General features: G+C 35.5%; 23 protein-coding genes. 18 read left to right on the forward strand and 5 right to left on the reverse strand.

What is annotated here, in order from left to right; all coding sequences use genetic code 11:
- Window positions 1-138: 138 nt before the first annotated feature.
- Entirely contained in the window at window positions 139-699 is a 561-nt protein-coding gene (locus tag NSQ95_RS08600) for a sugar O-acetyltransferase (RefSeq protein WP_169360152.1), read from the forward strand.
- Window positions 700-804: 105 nt separating this feature from the next.
- Here NSQ95_RS08600 and NSQ95_RS08605 read toward each other — a convergent pair whose 3' ends face one another.
- Together NSQ95_RS08605 and NSQ95_RS08610 are read right to left on the reverse strand one after the other, a co-directional pair.
- The gene (locus tag NSQ95_RS08605; protein WP_251556171.1) at window positions 805-2,082 is read right to left on the reverse strand and encodes an MFS transporter; all 1,278 of its coding nucleotides are present in this window, start codon (window positions 2,080-2,082) and stop codon (window positions 805-807) included.
- A gap of 134 nt (window positions 2,083-2,216) precedes the next feature.
- On the reverse strand, window positions 2,217-2,492 hold the full coding sequence (locus NSQ95_RS08610; RefSeq protein WP_342560700.1) for a hypothetical protein: 276 nt from the start codon (window positions 2,490-2,492) through the stop codon (window positions 2,217-2,219).
- A gap of 245 nt (window positions 2,493-2,737) precedes the next feature.
- Here NSQ95_RS08610 and NSQ95_RS08615 point away from each other — a divergent pair, with 245 nt between their 5' ends.
- Window positions 2,738-3,202 (forward strand): hypothetical protein, encoded by a 465-nt coding sequence (locus NSQ95_RS08615; RefSeq protein WP_298471724.1) that lies wholly within the window; start codon window positions 2,738-2,740, stop codon window positions 3,200-3,202.
- 110 nt (window positions 3,203-3,312) lie between these two features.
- Here the strand turns inward: NSQ95_RS08615 and pepF are convergent, their stop codons facing one another.
- On the reverse strand, window positions 3,313-5,124 hold the full coding sequence (gene pepF, locus NSQ95_RS08620; protein WP_342560701.1) for an oligoendopeptidase F: 1,812 nt from the start codon (window positions 5,122-5,124) through the stop codon (window positions 3,313-3,315).
- Window positions 5,125-5,599: 475 nt separating this feature from the next.
- Between pepF and NSQ95_RS08625 the strand changes: the two genes are divergently transcribed.
- From NSQ95_RS08625 to NSQ95_RS08655, 7 genes are all read left to right on the forward strand, one after another.
- The gene (locus NSQ95_RS08625; RefSeq protein WP_342560702.1) at window positions 5,600-6,781 is read left to right on the forward strand and encodes an ABC transporter substrate-binding protein; all 1,182 of its coding nucleotides are present in this window, start codon (window positions 5,600-5,602) and stop codon (window positions 6,779-6,781) included.
- Window positions 6,782-6,883: 102 nt separating this feature from the next.
- Window positions 6,884-7,756: a branched-chain amino acid ABC transporter permease gene (locus NSQ95_RS08630; RefSeq protein ID WP_169360146.1), complete on the forward strand. Its 873-nt coding sequence runs from the start codon at window positions 6,884-6,886 to the stop codon at window positions 7,754-7,756.
- 10 nt (window positions 7,757-7,766) lie between these two features.
- A complete protein-coding gene (locus NSQ95_RS08635) occupies window positions 7,767-8,720 on the forward strand; it encodes a branched-chain amino acid ABC transporter permease (RefSeq protein WP_342560703.1) in 954 nt (317 codons plus the stop codon).
- The gene (locus NSQ95_RS08640) at window positions 8,710-9,498 is read left to right on the forward strand and encodes an ABC transporter ATP-binding protein (RefSeq protein ID WP_169360144.1); all 789 of its coding nucleotides are present in this window, start codon (window positions 8,710-8,712) and stop codon (window positions 9,496-9,498) included. The genes NSQ95_RS08635 and NSQ95_RS08640 overlap by 11 nt, the downstream gene beginning before the upstream one ends.
- A complete protein-coding gene (locus tag NSQ95_RS08645; RefSeq protein ID WP_169360166.1) occupies window positions 9,491-10,195 on the forward strand; it encodes an ABC transporter ATP-binding protein in 705 nt (234 codons plus the stop codon). Before NSQ95_RS08640 ends, NSQ95_RS08645 begins: the two co-directional genes overlap by 8 nt.
- A gap of 6 nt (window positions 10,196-10,201) precedes the next feature.
- A complete protein-coding gene (locus NSQ95_RS08650; RefSeq protein ID WP_342560704.1) occupies window positions 10,202-10,372 on the forward strand; it encodes a hypothetical protein in 171 nt (56 codons plus the stop codon).
- Between the two features lie 54 nt (window positions 10,373-10,426).
- Window positions 10,427-11,965: a sensor domain-containing diguanylate cyclase gene (locus NSQ95_RS08655; protein WP_340883655.1), complete on the forward strand. Its 1,539-nt coding sequence runs from the start codon at window positions 10,427-10,429 to the stop codon at window positions 11,963-11,965.
- Between the two features lie 42 nt (window positions 11,966-12,007).
- On the opposite strand, the gene NSQ95_RS08660 is transcribed toward NSQ95_RS08655, so the two are convergent.
- The gene (locus tag NSQ95_RS08660; RefSeq protein ID WP_340883653.1) at window positions 12,008-12,385 is read right to left on the reverse strand and encodes a hypothetical protein; all 378 of its coding nucleotides are present in this window, start codon (window positions 12,383-12,385) and stop codon (window positions 12,008-12,010) included.
- An 82-nt stretch (window positions 12,386-12,467) separates the two neighbouring features.
- Here NSQ95_RS08660 and NSQ95_RS08665 point away from each other — a divergent pair, with 82 nt between their 5' ends.
- The 3 genes from NSQ95_RS08665 to aac(6') all read left to right on the forward strand — a co-directional run bounded on the left by NSQ95_RS08665 (window position 12,468) and on the right by aac(6') (window position 13,816).
- On the forward strand, window positions 12,468-12,908 hold the full coding sequence (locus NSQ95_RS08665) for an OsmC family protein (protein ID WP_340883651.1): 441 nt from the start codon (window positions 12,468-12,470) through the stop codon (window positions 12,906-12,908).
- A 203-nt stretch (window positions 12,909-13,111) separates the two neighbouring features.
- Complete coding sequence (locus NSQ95_RS08670; RefSeq protein ID WP_169360140.1) at window positions 13,112-13,354, forward strand: hypothetical protein; 243 nt, start codon at window positions 13,112-13,114, stop codon at window positions 13,352-13,354.
- Window positions 13,355-13,360: 6 nt separating this feature from the next.
- Complete coding sequence (gene aac(6') / locus NSQ95_RS08675; RefSeq protein WP_342560705.1) at window positions 13,361-13,816, forward strand: aminoglycoside 6'-N-acetyltransferase; 456 nt, start codon at window positions 13,361-13,363, stop codon at window positions 13,814-13,816.
- Between the two features lie 92 nt (window positions 13,817-13,908).
- Here aac(6') and NSQ95_RS08680 read toward each other — a convergent pair whose 3' ends face one another.
- Window positions 13,909-14,559, reverse strand: coding sequence for a hemolysin III family protein (locus tag NSQ95_RS08680; protein WP_340883649.1), 651 nt, complete (start codon window positions 14,557-14,559; stop codon window positions 13,909-13,911).
- Between the two features lie 140 nt (window positions 14,560-14,699).
- Here NSQ95_RS08680 and NSQ95_RS08685 point away from each other — a divergent pair, with 140 nt between their 5' ends.
- The 6 genes from NSQ95_RS08685 to NSQ95_RS08710 all read left to right on the forward strand — a co-directional run bounded on the left by NSQ95_RS08685 (window position 14,700) and on the right by NSQ95_RS08710 (window position 18,977).
- Entirely contained in the window at window positions 14,700-15,266 is a 567-nt protein-coding gene (locus NSQ95_RS08685; protein WP_298471705.1) for a DUF1836 domain-containing protein, read from the forward strand.
- Window positions 15,266-16,783 (forward strand): amidohydrolase, encoded by a 1,518-nt coding sequence (locus tag NSQ95_RS08690; RefSeq protein ID WP_340883648.1) that lies wholly within the window; start codon window positions 15,266-15,268, stop codon window positions 16,781-16,783. The genes NSQ95_RS08685 and NSQ95_RS08690 overlap by 1 nt, the downstream gene beginning before the upstream one ends.
- 53 nt (window positions 16,784-16,836) lie before the next feature.
- On the forward strand, window positions 16,837-17,145 hold the full coding sequence (locus NSQ95_RS08695; protein WP_340883647.1) for a DUF4870 domain-containing protein: 309 nt from the start codon (window positions 16,837-16,839) through the stop codon (window positions 17,143-17,145).
- A 27-nt stretch (window positions 17,146-17,172) separates the two neighbouring features.
- Entirely contained in the window at window positions 17,173-17,994 is an 822-nt protein-coding gene (gene coaW / locus NSQ95_RS08700; protein ID WP_169360135.1) for a type II pantothenate kinase, read from the forward strand.
- Between the two features lie 164 nt (window positions 17,995-18,158).
- Entirely contained in the window at window positions 18,159-18,359 is a 201-nt protein-coding gene (locus NSQ95_RS08705; RefSeq protein ID WP_053589685.1) for a cold-shock protein, read from the forward strand.
- A 102-nt stretch (window positions 18,360-18,461) separates the two neighbouring features.
- Complete coding sequence (locus NSQ95_RS08710; protein ID WP_340883646.1) at window positions 18,462-18,977, forward strand: SRPBCC family protein; 516 nt, start codon at window positions 18,462-18,464, stop codon at window positions 18,975-18,977.
- Window positions 18,978-19,003 lie beyond the last annotated feature (26 nt).

Consider the following 19,003-nt stretch of genomic DNA (forward strand, 5'->3'; position numbering starts at 1 on the left):
TTTTTGAATTTAACTAAACTAATGGCAAGAGAAGTCTAACGATCAATATAGAAAAAATAAGTTGGAACTACCTTAAATGTGTTAGGCTTTGGTCAAGAGATATAATGCCAGTTAAGTATAAAGATGAGGAGGATAAAAATGAAATCTGAAAAAGAAAAAATGCTGTCCGGTGAATTGTATAATCCAGCAGATACCGAATTAGTTAGAGACAGGGAAGAGGCAAGGAGAAAGGTAAGAATTTATAATGAGACTATTGAAAGTGAAGGGGAAAAACGCCGTGAACTACTAATGGACTTATTAGGTTCTACAGGGAAATTAGTTTATATGGAGCCAACGATTAGATTTGATTATGGCTATAATACGCATGTTGGTGACAACTTTTTTGCGAATTTTGATTGTATCATATTGGATGTTTGTGAAGTTCGCTTTGGGGATAATTGCATGCTTGGACCAAGTGTGCAAATTTATACAGCCACACATCCTCTGCATCCAGGAGAACGTAATTCCGGCAGAGAGTATGGAAAACCTGTCACAATTGGAAATAATGTTTGGATAGGGGGACATGCAGTTATCAATCCAGGAGTCAATATTGGAGATAATGCTATTATTGCAGCTGGTGCTGTCGTTGTAAAAGATGTGCCTGCGAATGTGGTGGTAGGCGGTAATCCGGCAAAAGTAATTAAAGAAATTGAAATATAATGAGCTTATTAGGAGCAACGGGAGCATCAAAGTATAGAGATTTTAAATTTCATACAGAAAGTGAAAAGTGAAATTGCGCGTGGCAATTTCACTTTTTGCAAACTATTAGACAGCATCAACTGGTACAGGCTTTGGTGCTTCTTCTGGTTCTGGTACTTGTGTCAAAACTATTATTCCAATAATAAATAAGATGATTAAGCTAAATACACCGTAAGAGGAATTCCCTGTAACTTGTGTAGTAAATCCAATTAATAAAGGTCCCATTATGGAAGCAAATTTACCGAAAATATTATAGAACCCAAAAAACTCGTTAGAATTTTCTTTTGGTATTAGCTTGCCGAAATACGATCTACTTAATGCTTGGATCCCACCTTGAGAGGTTGCTACTAGCATAGCTAAAATCCAAAAATCAGTGATAGTTTCTAAGAAAAATGCATACGTACATACAATTGTATAGACGATAATCCCTACATATAACATTTTCTTTTCAGAAAATCTAACCGCCAGCCTACCATATAGAATTGCAAATGGAGCTGCGACTACCTGGGTAACAAATAGAACAATGATTAAATCAGTAGATTTTAAGCCTAGGTCCGTACCGTAGGCAGTAGACATTGAAATAATGGTTCCTACACCGTCAATGTAAAAGAAATATGCTATTAAAAATAGAAACAATGCCCGGTACTGACGAATCTCCTTAACCGTTTTTCCAAGTCGTTTAAAACTTTGTGTAATTGGATTTTTTTCTCGCTCGATATAATGAATCTGTTTTACATTTTTAAACATCGGAATAGCGAATATAATCCACCAAGCTGCGGTGATAAGGAAAGCAATGCGGCTTGCTGTGATATCTGAAATAGGAATGATATTATTGCTGGCCAAAAGAATGATGACTATACTGATTAAAAATGGGATAGCACTACCTATATATCCAAGACCGTAACCTCTAGATGATACTCGAGACATTCGCTCGTTAGTGGTGACGTCAACAATGAAGCCATCATAGAAAACGTTAGCTCCAGTTGCACCAAGAGCAGCAAAAGTATAGCAAATTAAAAATAGATACCATTTGTCATAGGGGATAAAGGCAAGCAATGCAGTTGCTGTTACTCCTAAAAAGAAAAAGAAATAGAAAAATTTCTTTTTAAAGCCTTTGTAATCGGCGATGGTACCAAGGATTGGTCCGATCATTGCTAATATAAACGTAAAAATCGCAATCGTATAACTAAGGTAAACCGTTGAATCAGCTGTATCAATGCCAGCAGCAGTAGCTGACCCTTTATAAAAAATAGGAAAAATTGCAGTAGTAATTATGATGGAATATGCGGAGCTACCCCAGTCGTAGAGAGCCCAACTATTTTCTTCCTTTGTAAACTTTTTCATCATTTTCCCCCTTCCCGTCTGATAATATTGTACATGATTTGTAACAAAGTTTGTAAAAATTTCTGAAATTTTACAACTCTTTTTTGTTCCATAATGGTGGGAAGAGAGAGGATTCCCCGCGAATAGGAATAGCTTTATTTCATTTTAATTGAAATTTCGGAAACAACATAGGCTAGATGGTCATTGCCAAACAACTGTAGTACTTGAATTACGGTTTGAGTGTCTACATCTACAGCATTTATTTCTGTTTCTTCTACTGCTTTTGCTAAAGCTTCATTCGTTGCTTGTTCCGGATAGGCAGTTTGATAAAGTGCAAAAGGGTCTACTTCATTGTTAATACACCATTGTGCAAATAATTGAATCATCATATTCTCATCTTGTTCGTATTGCTCAATCACTTTGTTTTTCATATTTACTCCTTGTTAAGTCATATTTTATGGCTTATTTGATTATATCTTTAAAAAAGTGGTTAGACAGGATTGGTTATTTAATTAGTATAATTATAGCAAAGTTCGTTAAATATAGAAGTAGTTTAAAAGCGGAAGGAGGGTGTATCAACGGTTTGTTGGAATACTACTATAAAACAAGTTGCTAATAGTTGACTATAAATTTATATATCTTGATATAAAAATAATAGATTAAGGGGGATTTATTAATGGCAATATTAAAAGACTATACAGAACAACCAACTTGTGAAGTTGAACTAAATATAGAATCAGTAAATGATATGAGCGTAAAATTCAACATTTGTTTCCGTTCTGGTCACAGTTTCCCTGCCGTACATTCAAAATCAATACGCTGTTTAAAAGAAGATTTCCTGGAAATGTTAAGTGATTTAAAACGACTAAATAACACATATTTAAGTATGCTAGAACATAAAGATCCAGGGTTGTGTATTTATCATATTCCTCAGTTTGGTACTTATTACTATCCTAACTATGGATTATTGGTGCCTGAGAAGGAAAGGGATTTACGCTATAGATTAATTTTTGTTTTAGATGCAGGTGAGCTGAATCATCGAATGGCAACAGAATGTGGACCCGCCTTATGTTTAATAGTTAGGATGGAACAAATTAATGAATTTGCTAACAGTTTAATTGCTCAAGTAAATACTGTTTAATAACTGATACACACTAATTAAATAATAAGCCCCAGAAATTTTACGAGTGGTAAAATTTCTGGGGCATTTTAAATTTTTTTGCAGTATCGTTTAGCTTGTTCGTTCTTAACTTACTTGCTGTCAATTTCCTCTGTTAAGCTTTCAAGTTCATCAACAAGTGAACCAATATATGCAATTGTATCTCGGAGTGGTTCATCAGTTGTAATGTCCACACCAGCCATTTTAGCTAATTCTACTGGCGATTTAGTTCCACCAGCCTTTAATACTTCTAACCATTCGTCTACTGCCGGCTGTCCTTCGTTTAGTATACGTTTAGCAACCTGCGTGGAGATGGTTAAACCTGCACTATATGTGTATGGATATAATCCCATATAGTAATGTGGCTGTCTCATCCAAGTAAGCTCTGCTCCATCTGTTATTTCCACAGAATCTCCCCAGAATTCTTCTAAAACCTCTCGCTTGTATGCATTTAAAATTTCAGCATTTACATTTTGCCCTTGATCTACACGCTCATAAACTTTACGTTGATAAGCTGCTTCTAGTAAATGAGTAACAAAGTTATGATAATAGGTTCTAGCAACAATGGAAGATATTACCCAACGTTTAAATTTAGGGTCATCCGAACTTTTCAAAAGATGATTGGCAACTAACATTTCATTCATTGTGGAAGGCGCCTCGATAAAATATAAAGATGGACGAGAATTAAATAGATTTTGTTCTTGGTGTGCAAAATAGAAATGACCCGCATGACCAAGCTCGTGAGCGAGAACAAATACTTCATTCATTCGACTCGACCAGGATATTAAAATGTATGGGTGACTACCATATGGACTAGAACAGAAAGCGCCCGTGGATTTTCCTTCATTTTGTGCAAAGTCTACCCAGCGTTCCTTATAAGAGCGATCAACCATTTCTAAATACTTATCACCCATTACTGATAATGATTCATTAATATACTTCTTGGACTCTTCTATTGTAATAGTCGGCTCATAGTTTGGATCTAGGGCAATCTTTAAATCAGCGAAGGTCATCTTATCTAAGCCATGTACCTTTTGAAGTAATTTTGCATATTTCCTCATATGTGGTGCTAATTCTTTTGTGATTAGATCTATTTGACGGTTATATAAAGATCGATCGACTTCTTGGTCGAACAATAAATATTCGAATACCGAATCGTATCCTCGCAGGTCAGCCGTTGTTTTTTCTTGTTGAAGCGCAATGTCATACGTTTTTGCAGTGGTATGCTGATATTCCTTCAATTTAGATGAAAAAGCTTCAAATGCTGCTCTTCGAAGAACTGTATCTGTTTCAGCTTCCCAATCATTTTCAAAGGAAACGTAGCTTAATGGATATGTTTTTCCGTTTACCTCAAAGTCAGGAAAAGAAATATCCAATAATTTAGTTGTTTCATATAAATTATAAGGTGCATCAAATGTTGGAGAGTAGGCAGCTAATACCTTTTCCACTTCTGGGTGAAGCGTATATTTCTTTCTTTCTAGTAACTTCACTAAATAGTTTTCGTAAGAAGAATCCAGTTTTGCTGCTTCCTCAAGTAACTCTGTGGGCATTTCTAATAGTTCGCTGTCAACAAAAGATGTTTGGCTAGCAACCTTGCCAGCTAATGAACTAAATTGACCGGCTCTCATTTGTGCTTCCGTATTTGACTGGTCTTCCGTAATCGCTAATCTTGCATAGCTACCTAACAAACTAAATTTCATATAAAGAGACTGGTATTCCTCCAAAGCATCAATGATGACATTAGCGCTATCTAATTTCCCTTTATACTTTTCAACGAATACAGGGACATTTTTCTCTATTTCTGCGTAAGCATCTTTATATTCCTTTTCCGAAGCAAATAAATCCTTTAAGTTCCAAGTTTCTTCTATTTTAACCTCTGATCTTTTTGGTAAACTTTGTACCATTCCCATCTCTCCTTAATATTACGGATATCGAACTATAAATAATTATAACGGAACTTAATAGAAAAGTAATTATTTTTCTTATATTCAGATTTATTTAATGAAACGGCTTTTATGTAGAGCTAAGACAATGAGCATATATACTACTTTTTTTATTAATTGTTCGTGCTTAACTTTTAAAAAGGGGTTATAAAATTGACACCTTTAAATGATATCAAAGTTAAACTGATCAGATTTTTGAAGCTAGTATTTCATGATTTTCAATAATAGAAGTATGAAAATGATGCCATTTTTTTATTTAATATATTGATATACTAAAGATTAAAAAGATTCGAATTAGTCAAATTTTTATAGACTGATTCCTATCTTTGTTTTACAATGTAATTGTATTACGAAAGGATAATTTTGGATGAAGTTAACTATAAGAAAGAGATATTAGTTCGCTTTTCAATTTCAAAATTTTCAAACAACAAAGGGGATGCATTGTATGAAAAAATCAAAGTTTGCTTCATTATTCCTAGCCTCGACCATTCTCATTGGAGTTTTGGCAGGTTGCAATAGTGAAGGCGGTTCAGGGGATGGCGGAGATACGATTAAAATTGGTATTAATCTTGAGCTATCTGGTGGAGTTGCTTCCTACGGACAATCAGAAGATAAAGCAATTGATCTGGCTGTAGAGGAAATTAATGATGATGGTGGTATTGACGGGAAGAAAATCGAACTTGTAAAAGTAGATAATAAATCGGATGCTGGTGAAGCCACCAGTGGAGCAATTAAGCTTATTACAAAAGATAAAGTAGTCGCTATCATTGGAGCTGCAACTAGTGGTAACACTGTAGCTCAAGTAGAAGTTGCTGGAAAAAATAAAGTACCACTTATCTCTCCATCAGGCACGAGTACTACAGTAACCGTTACGGATAAGGGTAAACTAAATGAGTTTGCTTTCCGCACAGCGTTTATTGACCCATTTCAAGGAACAGTAGCAGCAAATTTTGCCGCTAATGAGCTAAAGGTTAAAAACGTAGCGATTTACGCAGATAACAGTAGTGATTATGCGAAAGGCTTAGCAGCTTCCTTTAAGAAGGATTTTGAAGCTGCAGGCGGAAAAATTGTTGCACAGGAATCTTATGTTGCTAAAGATACAGATTTCCGTTCTACATTAACAAGTCTTAAATCTAAAAATCCAGATTTCATCTTTATCCCTGGTTATTACGAGGAAGTTGGTCTTATCGTTAAGCAAGCTCGTGAAATGGGGATTACAGTACCATTGATGGGAGCAGATGGATGGGATTCACCGGATATTGTTGATTTAGCAGGGGCAGATGCATTAAATAACACATATATTATCACTGCTTATTCTTCAGAGGATCCAGATGGTAAAGCTAAAGCCTTCTCAGATAAGTTTAATGAAAAATACGGGGAAGCCCCTAACTCCTTCCACGCTTTAGGCTATGACACTGTTTATCTATTAAAAGATGCAATTGAGAGAGCAGATTCAACAGATGGAACAAAAATTAAAGAGGCATTAGAAGCAACAGATAATCTAGATCTTGTAACGGGACTTTACTCGATGGATGAAAATCACCACCCAGTAAAATCAGCAACCATTATAGAGTTCGTAGATGGAGAGCAAGTGTTTAATACAAAGGTTAATCCATAAATATTGTTACTAATAACGGAGGGATTCATTCCCTCCTTTTCTGTGACTCTATGAAAAAAGGGGTTAGGCTTGTGCTGCCCTAAATATAAGGAGTGTAACTACATGGAATGGGTTCAACAGTTGATTAATGGTATTTCACTAGGAAGTATATATGCCTTAATCGCCCTTGGATATACAATGGTTTATGGAATTATTAAGTTAATAAACTTTGCTCATGGCGATGTATTTATGGTAGGTTCTTTCATTGGTTTCTATTCAATTACCGTATTTGGTTTAGGTTTTTTTCCCGCACTTATTATTTCAATGACTGTCTGTGCATTATTTGGTGTTCTAATAGAGCGCATTGCCTATAAACGACTAAGAAATGCTACACGTATAGCGGCTTTAATTACTGCCATAGGGGTTTCTTTACTCATTGAATATGGAGTGATTTATATAAGAGGTGCTCAATCTGAGGCATACCCAGATTTCTTTAAGAAAAACTTTGAACTATTTGGTGTGCAAATAGGTATGCAGTCCATCTTAATATTGTCTGTTTCCGTTGCATTAATGATTATTCTGCAATTTATCGTACATAAAACGAAAACAGGAAAGGCAATGAGAGCTGTTTCTCATGACACAGAGGCGGCAAAATTAATGGGTATTAACGTAGACAACACAATTTCCGCAACTTTTGCAATTGGTTCAGCCCTAGCGGGTGCTGCTGGTGTTATTTTTGGAGTTTACTATACAAAGATTGACCCATTAATGGGAGTTATTCCAGGGGTAAAGGCCTTTATAGCAGCAGTATTAGGGGGAATTGGAATTATACCTGGAGCAATGGTAGGAGGTCTACTTTTAGGTGTTATTGAATCTGCTGTAAGTGCAATAGGCTTCTCTTTGTGGAGAGATGCAGCAGCATTTGTCATTCTAATATTAATACTTATCTTTAGACCATCAGGTATTTTTGGCAAAAATGCACGAGAGAAAGTGTAGGTGTATACGTATGAAGAGAACCTCTAAACAATTTTGGCTATTTGTTGTATTGGGGATAGCCATCTATGCCGTGATACAGCTTCTTATTATGAACGGGATTATAGATCAATTTTATAGTAATACAATTATTGTTATATCTATTAATATTATATTAGCCGTAAGCTTACACCTTATAATTGGGATTACCGGACAATTTTCTATAGGGCATGCAGGCTTCTTAGCAATTGGGGCATATATTTCAGCTATTGTGACAATGAGGCTTGAATTACCATTTTTCTTAGCCATAATAATAGGTGGAATTGTTGCTGCTTTAGCTGGGTTGATCGTTGGCATTCCTAGTCTTCGCTTAAAGGGAGACTACTTAGCGATAGCAACGCTTGGCTTCGCTGAAATTATTCGTATTGTTTTCTTGAATATCGACTATGTTGGTGGAGCTTCCGGTATGCAGGTTGACCATATGACCACATGGACTACAGCATTCATCTGCTTAGCAATTACTATCTTGGTGATTGTCAATTTCACAAATTCAAGACATGGTATTGCCTCCATTTCAGTTAGGGAAAATGAAATTGCTGCAGATGCCATGGGAATAAATACGACTTATTATAAGGTAGCAGCATTTGCAATCGGTTCCTTTTTTGCTGGAGTAGCAGGCGCTCTTTACTCACATAATTTTTATATCATTCAACCAAGTCAATTTGGTTTCTTGAAATCGTTCGACATTTTAATCTTTGTTGTTCTAGGAGGATTAGGGAGCTTATCTGGAGCCGTTTTATCAGCTATCCTATTAACCGTCGTCTCAACGTATCTACAAGGATATCCAGAAACTCGAATGATCATATACAGTCTCGTACTAATCATTGTTATGTTGTATAGACCAAAAGGATTGATGGGGACGATGGAGATTACAGATTACTTTAAAATGTGGAGAACACCAAAAGGGGGCAGTCAATATGGAAAATAGGCCTTTACTAGAGGTGATAAATGCCGGAATTCAATTTGGGGGCTTGAAGGCTGTCCAAAATTTAAATATGGTTTTAAATGAGGGAGAGCTTGTAGGTTTAATAGGGCCAAACGGAGCAGGCAAAACAACGAGCTTTAACCTATTGACTGGGGTCTATGCACCTACCACTGGAGATATTATGTTTAACGGGGAAAGAATTAATGGATTAGCCCCCTTTAAAGTAACTAGGAAAGGAATCAGCAGAACCTTTCAAAATATTCGTCTGTTTAATGAATTGACTGTCTTAGAAAATGTGAAGGTCGCTTATCATTCTTTAGCTAAGCATACGATGCTTAGCTCCATTCTGCGACTACCTTCTCATTTTAAAGGTGAGCAAGAGATGGAAGAGAAATCTATCGAATTTTTGAAGATATTTAAATTAGATAGATATAAGGATGAGCTTGCTAAAAACCTTCCTTATGGTCAACAGAGACGGTTGGAGGTTGCAAGAGCTTTAGCAGCAGGGCCTAAGCTACTTTTATTAGATGAGCCAGCAGCTGGAATGAATCCTAAAGAAACAAAAGAACTGATGGATCTAATAGGATTTATTCGTGAAAAGTTTAATTTAACCATTCTGCTGATTGAGCACGATATGAATCTTGTAATGGGTGTTTGCGAAAGAATTTATGTATTAGACCATGGACAGCTTTTAGCAGAAGGTACTCCTCAAGAAATACGAAATCATCCAAAGGTCATTGAGGCTTATTTGGGAGAGGAGGTTCCTAATGTCCATGCTTAAAGTAGAAAATATGGATGTGTATTATGGGAATATCCAAGCTTTACATAATATATCGTTAGAAGTGAATGAAGGAGAAATTGTTACGTTAATCGGAGCGAACGGGGCTGGAAAAAGCACGCTCCTTAAAACTCTATCTGGATTGTTAAAGCCTAAGAAAGGGAAAATCGAGTTTTTAGGTAAATCTATAACAGGGAAAGCAGCTCAAACGATAGTGAAGGCTGGTATATCTCATGTACCAGAGGGTCGAAGAGTTTTTGCTAATCTTACTGTAGAGGAAAATCTCGAGCTAGGAGCATTTCTTCGTAAGGATAAGGCAGGCATTAATTCAGATTTAACAAAGGTTTATGAAACTTTTCCAAGATTGTTAGAAAGAAGAAAGCAGCTATCCGGAACACTCTCCGGTGGAGAGCAGCAAATGCTTGCCATTGGGCGAGCGATTATGGCAAAGCCTAAACTAGTGTTACTAGACGAACCGTCGATGGGATTGGCTCCGCTTATGGTTCAAACTATTTTTAAAGTCATAGAAGAGATAAATAATGACGGCACCACCGTATTATTAGTTGAACAAAATGCCCATATGGCACTTTCCGTAGCTAATAGAGGATACGTTATTGAAACAGGTAAGGTAGTATTATCTGGGCCTGCAAGGGAGTTACAATCGAGTGAAGAAGTTAAGCTAGCTTATTTAGGTGGTTAATAAAAGATGCTAGGAGAAAAAGGTGAGCTTGGTAGCTATCAAGCTCATTTTCCATTTTATAAGGGATGTCAAATCTTTAACATCACACAACTTTTCGCCTATTTGAAAAAAGAATTTTTCTTCTCTTTTTCTCCATATCAATCAAAATATCCATTATCTATAGTTATTCCTATATAAATAATGCTACAATGAGAAAATGTAGTAATTATATTGTATAAATTTGGAGGAAACATGATAAGAACGTTACGTTTTTGGATTTTAACTTTAATTTCATTTTCAATCATTGGCATACTGACAAGCTCACTCTTTTCAAGCTATTTAGTGACAAAAGATAGCTTGATTGATAACTCGTTGGAGCAAAATCGAGTATATTCTAAAAAGCTGGCGGAAATGTCAGAGGAGCTTTTTTCTTCTATGCAACTTAACCTTGAAGGGAGAAAAGCTGATATTATCAAGCTATTGGATAATCCGACAGAATTAACAATAGTATTGAACCAGCTGATAGTAACAAGTAAAAACTTTAACTCTGTCTCAGTTATTGATAAGAACGGTCTCGCGATAGCTACTTCTCCTAATGTAGGAATTGCTGGTACTGTTATTCAATCCGAAGGTGTTAAAGAAGCATTAGATAAGAAAGAGAATATTATTACAAAACCATATATGGCTGCGACAGGTAGATTACTAGTTCTTGTATCCACCCCGCTTTTTAATGAACAAAATGAGTACCTAGGAATGCTGAACGGAACCATCTATTTAGAAGAGGATAATTTTATACGAAACATTTTAGCAGAGCATTATTCTAAAGATGGATCGTATGTTTATGTCGTGGACCATTCAGGAACGCTTATTTATCACCCTGATGAAGAGAGAATCGGAGAAGTAGTAAAAAGTAATGAGATAGTAGAGAGCTTAATCAGAGGTGACAGTGGCGCAAGTATTACTGAAAATACGAAGGGTGACCTGTACGTGGCTGGATATACTTTAATAGAAGCAAGCAGATGGGGAGTAGTATCGCAAACCCCTTATGCTTCAAGTATAGAGCCTCTTGCTGGAATCATATTGAAGATATTTTTATATGCACTTCCTTTTATAGTTTTATTTCTTGTAGTAGCTTTTGTCCTTTCAACTAAACTAGCTTCTCCATTACAAAAACTTGCAATGTACACAATGGATCCTCAATTTAATAGAAATGAGCTAGAAATTCCGACATGGTATTTTGAGGCTAAGCAGTTAACGGAAACTGTTGAAAACTATCGAAAACAGCAAGAAGAAACTGTAGAGAATTTTAAAACTCAATCCTTAACTGACCCTTTAACTGGGTTAAAAAATAGAAGGTTTGCAGAATATCTTTATAGTCATTTAATCGAGAGTAAAAATAACTTCTCGATGATTATGGTGGATATCGATTTCTTTAAAAAAGTAAATGATGAGTTTGGACATAATGCAGGGGATGAGGTTCTGCAATTCATAGCTTACCGAATGAATGGGGTCGCTCGTGAAGAAGATTATATCATTCGATTAGGTGGCGAGGAATTTGCAATTGTTATGCCGAATACTCTACTAGAGGAAGCATATCTTATTGCAGAGATACTGAGAAAAGATATTGAATCTACTTTACCTCCAACCAATAAGGCTATTACAATATCTTCTGGAGTGGGGGAATACAAGCATAAGGCTGAAGCGATTTCTTCATTTATGGACCGTATTGATCAGGCTCTATATAAAGCAAAATCTAATGGGCGTAATCAAACGATTAAATCCAAGTATTAGAAATAACGTAAAAAGGTTTTAGCAAGTAGCTAAAACCTTTTGTCATTGTACATTGTTCATCTTTTTAATGAGATAAAATACAGCCTCTATAATTATTCCTATTACTAACCCAAAAGCACTAAACATAAACAGTGACAGGATTCCTATTATATCACCGTTTCCTTCAGGATTTATAATGAAGGAGCGGAAAAGGTCAATGAAACCTATCGCCAATCCAAACGTAAATAAATAAAATGCTTTGTAGAGCTTGTATAATAGCATAGCCCCAGCTGTGACTCCTGCTACAATGGAAAAGGCTGCAAAAGCAATAAAGTTCATAATAACTAATTCTTGTCCTAATACATACCTAACACCTAGAATTAGTAAAAAAAGTGAAGCTACAATGATGAAACCAGCAATTTTCCCATAATTTTTTAACAAATTAAACGCCTACCTTCTCTTTTTATAATATAGGAAAGTGGCACAATTTCCAATACATCCATAAGAAAGGTTTGATCAAATTATGACGGAACATCTTTTTCATTTAAAAGCGAATTGGCCTGGAGGCAGAAATGACGTGGGAGATATTCACTCAGGGAATTTACAAACTAATATCTCCATTCCAAAAGAAATGGACGGACCTGGAATTGGAACTAACCCTGATGAAATGCTTTTAGGTGCTGCAGCGACTTGTTATATTATTACACTGGCTGCAATGATGGAGAGAAGTAAAGTAAATACAGAAAACTTAGAGATGAACTCAACTGCTATAGTAGATGTTACAAATGGTATTTTTACGTATAAAAAAATTATTCATCGTCCGATAATTGTAATAACAGATGAAAAAGACAGACTAGTATCAGAAAAGCTCGCTATTAAAGCAGAACAAAGCTGTATGATAAGTAAAGCATTGCGAGGAAATGTGGATATTGAAGTAGAATATTCTATAAATATAACGGATTAATCGATTTCATAAAATAGTGAAGAACGATATAACTAAATGATTATTTTGATTTTCATACCTTTAAGTTAAATTGCTAAATAGAAGAAGTTATAATAACCGATATTTTTCAATATTGATCTTTAATTGATTGTTCATGTTTTTACTTTATAAAAGGAATTACATCTTTAATTAAAACTACATTTTGATTAATAGGGGTGAATACAGTGGAATGGATAATAATACCAGCTTTAATTTTTTCTGTACCTGTCATAAGAGCGATAACAGATCACTTAGAAGAAAAAGCACGTATAAAAGCTAGCTCTGTTAAAGATGCGTTAGAACTAGAAAGACTAAAACAAGAAAATTTTATCATTGAAACCGAAAAGATGAAAATAGAATTGGAACAAATGAGATTACAATCTCCCTCTCCAAGCTTAGACTTTTCCGTTACTAAAAAGGAGGTTTAGCATTGTATGGAAGGTATAATGATGATTAAACGAGCTGAAATAGAAGATTCAATGGATGTAGTCAGATTAGCTTCTCTTCTATGGCCAGGACACAACATAGAAGAGTTTAAAATAGAAACAGGCCAGCTGATAAAAAACGAGAATGCGATTGTTTATCTAGCATATGGACCTTTAGGAGAGCCAATAGGATTTGCACAGTGTCAAATTCGAACAGACTATGTTGAAGGAACTAGTACAACGCCAGTAGGCTATTTGGAAGGACTATTTGTGAAAGAAACGTTCAGGAGATCAGGCATCGCCAAGCAGCTAGTTAAACATTGCGAAGACTGGTCTATTTTAAAAGGCTGTAGGGAGTTTGCTAGTGACTGTGAGCTAGACAATGAGGAGAGTTATAACGTCCACCTGAAGCTAGGCTTTAAAGAAGTAAATCGTGTCGTTGCTTTTGCTAAAAAGCTGACTTAAACATGAGGAAATTATGAAAGGCACTTTCTGTTCAATTTGAACGGGAAGTGCCTTTCTCATCTGCTATATTTTGTTTATACAACGTAGAAGGTTTATATCACAAATTCATATACACATATAAAATGAAATATGGTTCCGAGCAATATGAAAATATGGAAAATTTCGTGGAAGCCTAATTTTTTTATAAATGGTAGATTAGGCTTTATACCATATATGATTCCGCCTATCGTATAGAAAATGCCTCCTCCAACTAAATATAAAAGTCCGTGGGTTCCAAGACTATCAGCTAATGAAGGAGCAAGAAAGATAATAATCCATCCCATTCCTATATAAAGGGCTGTGGAAATCCATCTTGGGCAATCAAACCAGACCATCTTAAATAATATTCCTGAAAAAGCTAGGATTCCAATTAAACCAAATAATAGATACCCTGTTGATCCCTTTAAAGTAATCAGGCAAAAAGGAGCATATGTGCCAGCGATGAGTAAATAAATCATTGAATGGTCTAAACGGCGTAAAAACTGAATAACACGACCTTTCGACTTGACCGCATGATACGTGGCAGAAGCTGTGTAAAGCAATATCATACTAACGCCAAATATAGAGAGAGCTGTTAATGTTAGGCTCGTTGCGTTTAAGGTAACTCCTTTCATAAGCATGAGGAATAACCCGGTTATTCCTAAAATAGCTCCAAATAAATGAGATAAGGAGTTAAAAGGTTCTCTAATATAATTTTCTAGCATAAAATGAATGCCTCCACTTCAATATGTAGTTTTAATAACTACATATAATGATATATTGATATGTATTGGTAGTCAAGGTTTACCTTTATTGAGTTTTAAGTTACTATGTTTTTAAGTATTACTAGGAGGTTCATTTATTTATGAATGATTTAAATAGGTTAATTGACCGTTTAGCTTTAGACACTGCCATTAAAGAAGAGGATATACCGGAAATAGACTTATACATGGACCAGGTTATACAGCTTTTTGATGCTAAATACGGGACGACCATTCGAAGTGATGAAGACAAGGTATTAACTAAAACGATGATTAACAATTATGCAAAGGGCAAGCTATTCGTTCCGATAAAAAATAAGAAGTACTCTAAACAACATATTATGTTGATTAATCTTATTTACCATTTAAAAGGATCACTTTCCATCAGTGATGTGAAAGAAACTTTATCTCCCTTAAAGGAGAAAATGGCTTCAGATGAATTTACATTAAATAATTTTTATCAATACTTTATTTCCCTTCAGCAAAATAATAAACAAGTCTTTTTAAAAGAAATTCAAGATTTAGATAAACTAACTAAAGAATTAGAGGCCGAGGAGGAATTACAAAAACTACTGTTAATCTCTTCTCTAGCTAATATGAGTAATTTTTATAGAAGAGCTGCGGAGTTGCTGGTTGATGAGCTTGCTCCTAAAGAAAAGGAGAAAAAATAATGAAAACTCTTTGGACAGACGGAAGTATTTATACAATGGATTCGGAAAATTCTATGACGGAAGCAGTTTTAACAGAAGGTGGAAAAATTATCCGAACAGGTGAAAAAGAAAAATTACTTCCCATGGCCGACATAGTTATTTCCCTTAAGGGGTCTGCAATGTACCCGGGATTGGTAGATAGTCATATTCATTTAATCGGTCACGGGGAAAAGCTTTCCTATCTCGACCTTTCTGGCTTTACATCCATAGAAGACATAGTGACAGAGGTAAGAAAAAAAGTCGTTCCTGGTCAGTGGTATATAACAGAGGGCTGGAACGATAACAATTTAATAGAGAGTCGCCCTATTACTCGAACTGATCTAGACGGTGTTATACAAGAAAGCCCAATCGTATTAAAAAGAATTTGTAGACATGTCCTTGTAGCGAATTCCAAAGCAATGGAAATTGCGGGGATAACCGAAGAAACTACTAGTCCAGTTGGTGGAATGATAGGAAGAGACGATAATGGTAGATTAAACGGGCTATTCTACGATGAGGCACAGAATCTAATCACTTCTCACATCCCACCAGTTACCTCAGATTACTTAGCTGACGTTATACGATTAAGTATCCAAGATTTACTCTCAAAGGGACTTACAGGCGTGCATACGGAGGATATGTCCTATTACGGGCAATATAATGTGCCATTAAAAGCGTACCACGATGCTGTAGAAGAAAATTTTAAAGTTCACCTGTTAAGACATCATTTAGTTTTTGAACAAATGCAGAGAGAGGTACCTACTGAATTCATAGAATTTGGTGCGATGAAAATTTTTGTAGACGGTTCATTGGGAGGAAGAACGGCTCTATTGTCTACTGACTATTTTGATGCCACTGGAACACAAGGGGTAGCTGTTCATCCTGAAGAAAAACTTGAGCAATTAGTGAAAATAGCTCGAGATTACCAAGAAAACATAGCAGTGCATGTAATTGGAGATAAGGCTACAGAGCTTATATTGGATGTAATCGAAAAATATCCGCCACCTCATCCGAAAAAGGATCGGCTCATTCACGTAAATGTTTTACGGAAAGATTTAATAGAAAGAATGCGCAAGCTTCCTTTAGTATTAGATATCCAGCCAATATTTGTTCCTTCCGATTTTCCTTGGGTAAGAGAACGACTAGGAAGCGAAAGAATGGAGTGGGCATATGCCTGGAAAACTCTTATAGCTGCTGGATTAGAATGCTCAGGCGGTTCAGATTCGCCGATTGAAAATGCGGATCCATTTTTGGCCATGGATGCTGCAGTAAACAATGTGTGGAATCCTGCTCAGTCATTGTCCTTGTATGAAGCACTTTGTCTTTATACAATAGGTAGTGCTAAGGCAATAGGTAAGGGGCTTTCTCGAGGAAAAATTGAATCAGGCTATGATGCTGATTTTACAATTGTTAATGAGCCGCTTACCGTAAGTAATCTAGCGAAGGTGTCTGTGTGTAAAACAGTAGTAGCAGGAAATATTGTGTATGAAAGAAAATGAAACTAATTATCTGTATATCCGTATAATAAGTTAAAGAAAAAGGAGGTTATATCATGGAAAATACAGGGCTAAAAGTATTATTACATGCAAGCACTTGGTTTGCACCGTTTTTAGTACCATTTGTGTTGTATTTAGTAGTAGATAATCATGAAATTAGAAATTTATCTATTCAAGCAGTACTTTTTCAATTAGTAATGTCAGTCCTACTGTTTATATCATTTTTACTGATATTTATTATAATAGGTATTCCATTAGTAATAATTTTTGCTATAATGGCTTTTGTTGTCCCGATTATAGGTATAATTAAAGCAATCAATGGCGAAACATTTAATTATCCTATTGTGGGATCATGGATTAAATAAGGGCTGTAATGTAAAAGGGGAAAAAGTATGACTACTAGAATTGGTATTGATGCAGGTGGAACTTTAACGAAAGTCGCTTACTGGAACGATGAAAATATAATGTCCTTTAAAAGTTTTCTATCCTCAGATTTTCAAAGTGTTAAAGAGTGGGTGGAAAGTAAGCATTCGTCAAGTTCTATCTGCCTTACTGGTGGTCGAGCAGAACAACTAAAAAAGATCCTTTTGTCAAAAGAGGATCTTCCTTATGTAGTTGAGTTTGATGCAACGATGAATGGTGTGATGCATCAAATGAAACAGGAAATCATTAATAGTAGCTCGGCAATCATTGCAAATATTGGTACAGGTACTTCAATACATATTATGCATGATAACTCGCATGCTCGAATTGGTGGAACTGGAGTAGGTGGGGGAACACTTTTAGGATTGGGAACGGCATTAACAGGTTTAACAGATTATAAGGAAATGATTCAGTTATCTTTAAATGGAAATAGATCGACAATAGATGTTTTAGTAAGTGATATTTATAAAGATAACAAATTACCAATAACTGGATCGCTTACTGCTAGTAATTTTGGTGGTGTTTCTTTAAAAAACGAAGAAACAAGAACAAAAGCAGATCTGATTGCAGGTATCCAGGGTATAATTGGTGAAGTTGTGGCAACATTATGTATACAAGCTGCAGATGCTCATGGTGTCGAGGACATAATTTATATAGGTTCTACACTAGAAGATAATATATTGCTTCAGGAAATTATTGAATCCTATACGATACTAAAAAAGAAAAATCCAATATTTTTAGAAAAACATGGGTATAGTGGAGCGATTGGTGCATTATTGGAAAACAATTAAAAAAGATTTTGGATAATTGTTGCATTATTAGGATAGGCGTGTTATATTTAAAGAGGATTATTTTTGTTCGGTTAGTTAGTAGGTGGCAACACTTTTACTTAACAGTGTTGAGCAAGGATAGTAACACAATGTATGCACAATTTGCATACGAGGAGGATACACACATGGAACAAGGTAAAGTAAAATGGTTTAACTCAGAAAAAGGATTCGGATTTATCGAACGCGAAGGCGGAGACGATGTATTCGTACATTTCTCAGCTATCCAAAGCGAAGGTTTCAAATCTCTTGACGAAGGTCAAGAAGTAACTTTTGAAATCGAGCAAGGCCAACGTGGTCTTCAAGCTACTAACGTAGTTAAAGCTTAATTTTAAACCTAAACTTTAACAGGCTCTCATTTCGAGGGTCTGTTTTTTTGTGTTATCATATATAGAAAGGTTCACATATTGATATGCAAGGGAGTAGTTTGGATGAAAAAGTGGAAGAAGGATATAATTATTAATGTGCCTATTGAATTTGCATGGCCTTATTTCTATGGGGACTTAGAGAAAAAGAAAGCAATTTTCCCTAAAATTATAGATGAAGAGGTTTTAAAGGAAACACATGAAGTGGAAGGTACAATAATCCGACAAGCATATAAAAACGGATCGATAGACGAATCTTATGACCTTACTATAAAAAAGTTCATCAACGAACCAAATCATAAGCTCGTACAAGAAGCCTTTATTTTAAACAACATGTTCCGTATGAAGGTGGATTACGAATTAAATTCAGTGGATGAAAACCAAACAAGGTTTACTTATCGATCTGTTAACAGACCAAGAAACCCCTTGTTGAGTCTATTTCAACTCTTCGGCAAAGATGATGTTATTATACGATTCATGAATCGCACAAAAACTAATATTGAGGAAGCGTATAACTCAAACGGAGTAGAACAAGACGTAATCGTAACACCAGGAGAGATTGAAACTGCACCTGAAAAGTAAAAAGAAATGCTTTCATAGTAAAGCCC

This window comes from Psychrobacillus sp. FSL W7-1457 (assembly GCF_038593405.1).
In the GTDB taxonomy this organism is placed as follows: Bacteria; Bacillota; Bacilli; order Bacillales_A; family Planococcaceae; genus Psychrobacillus.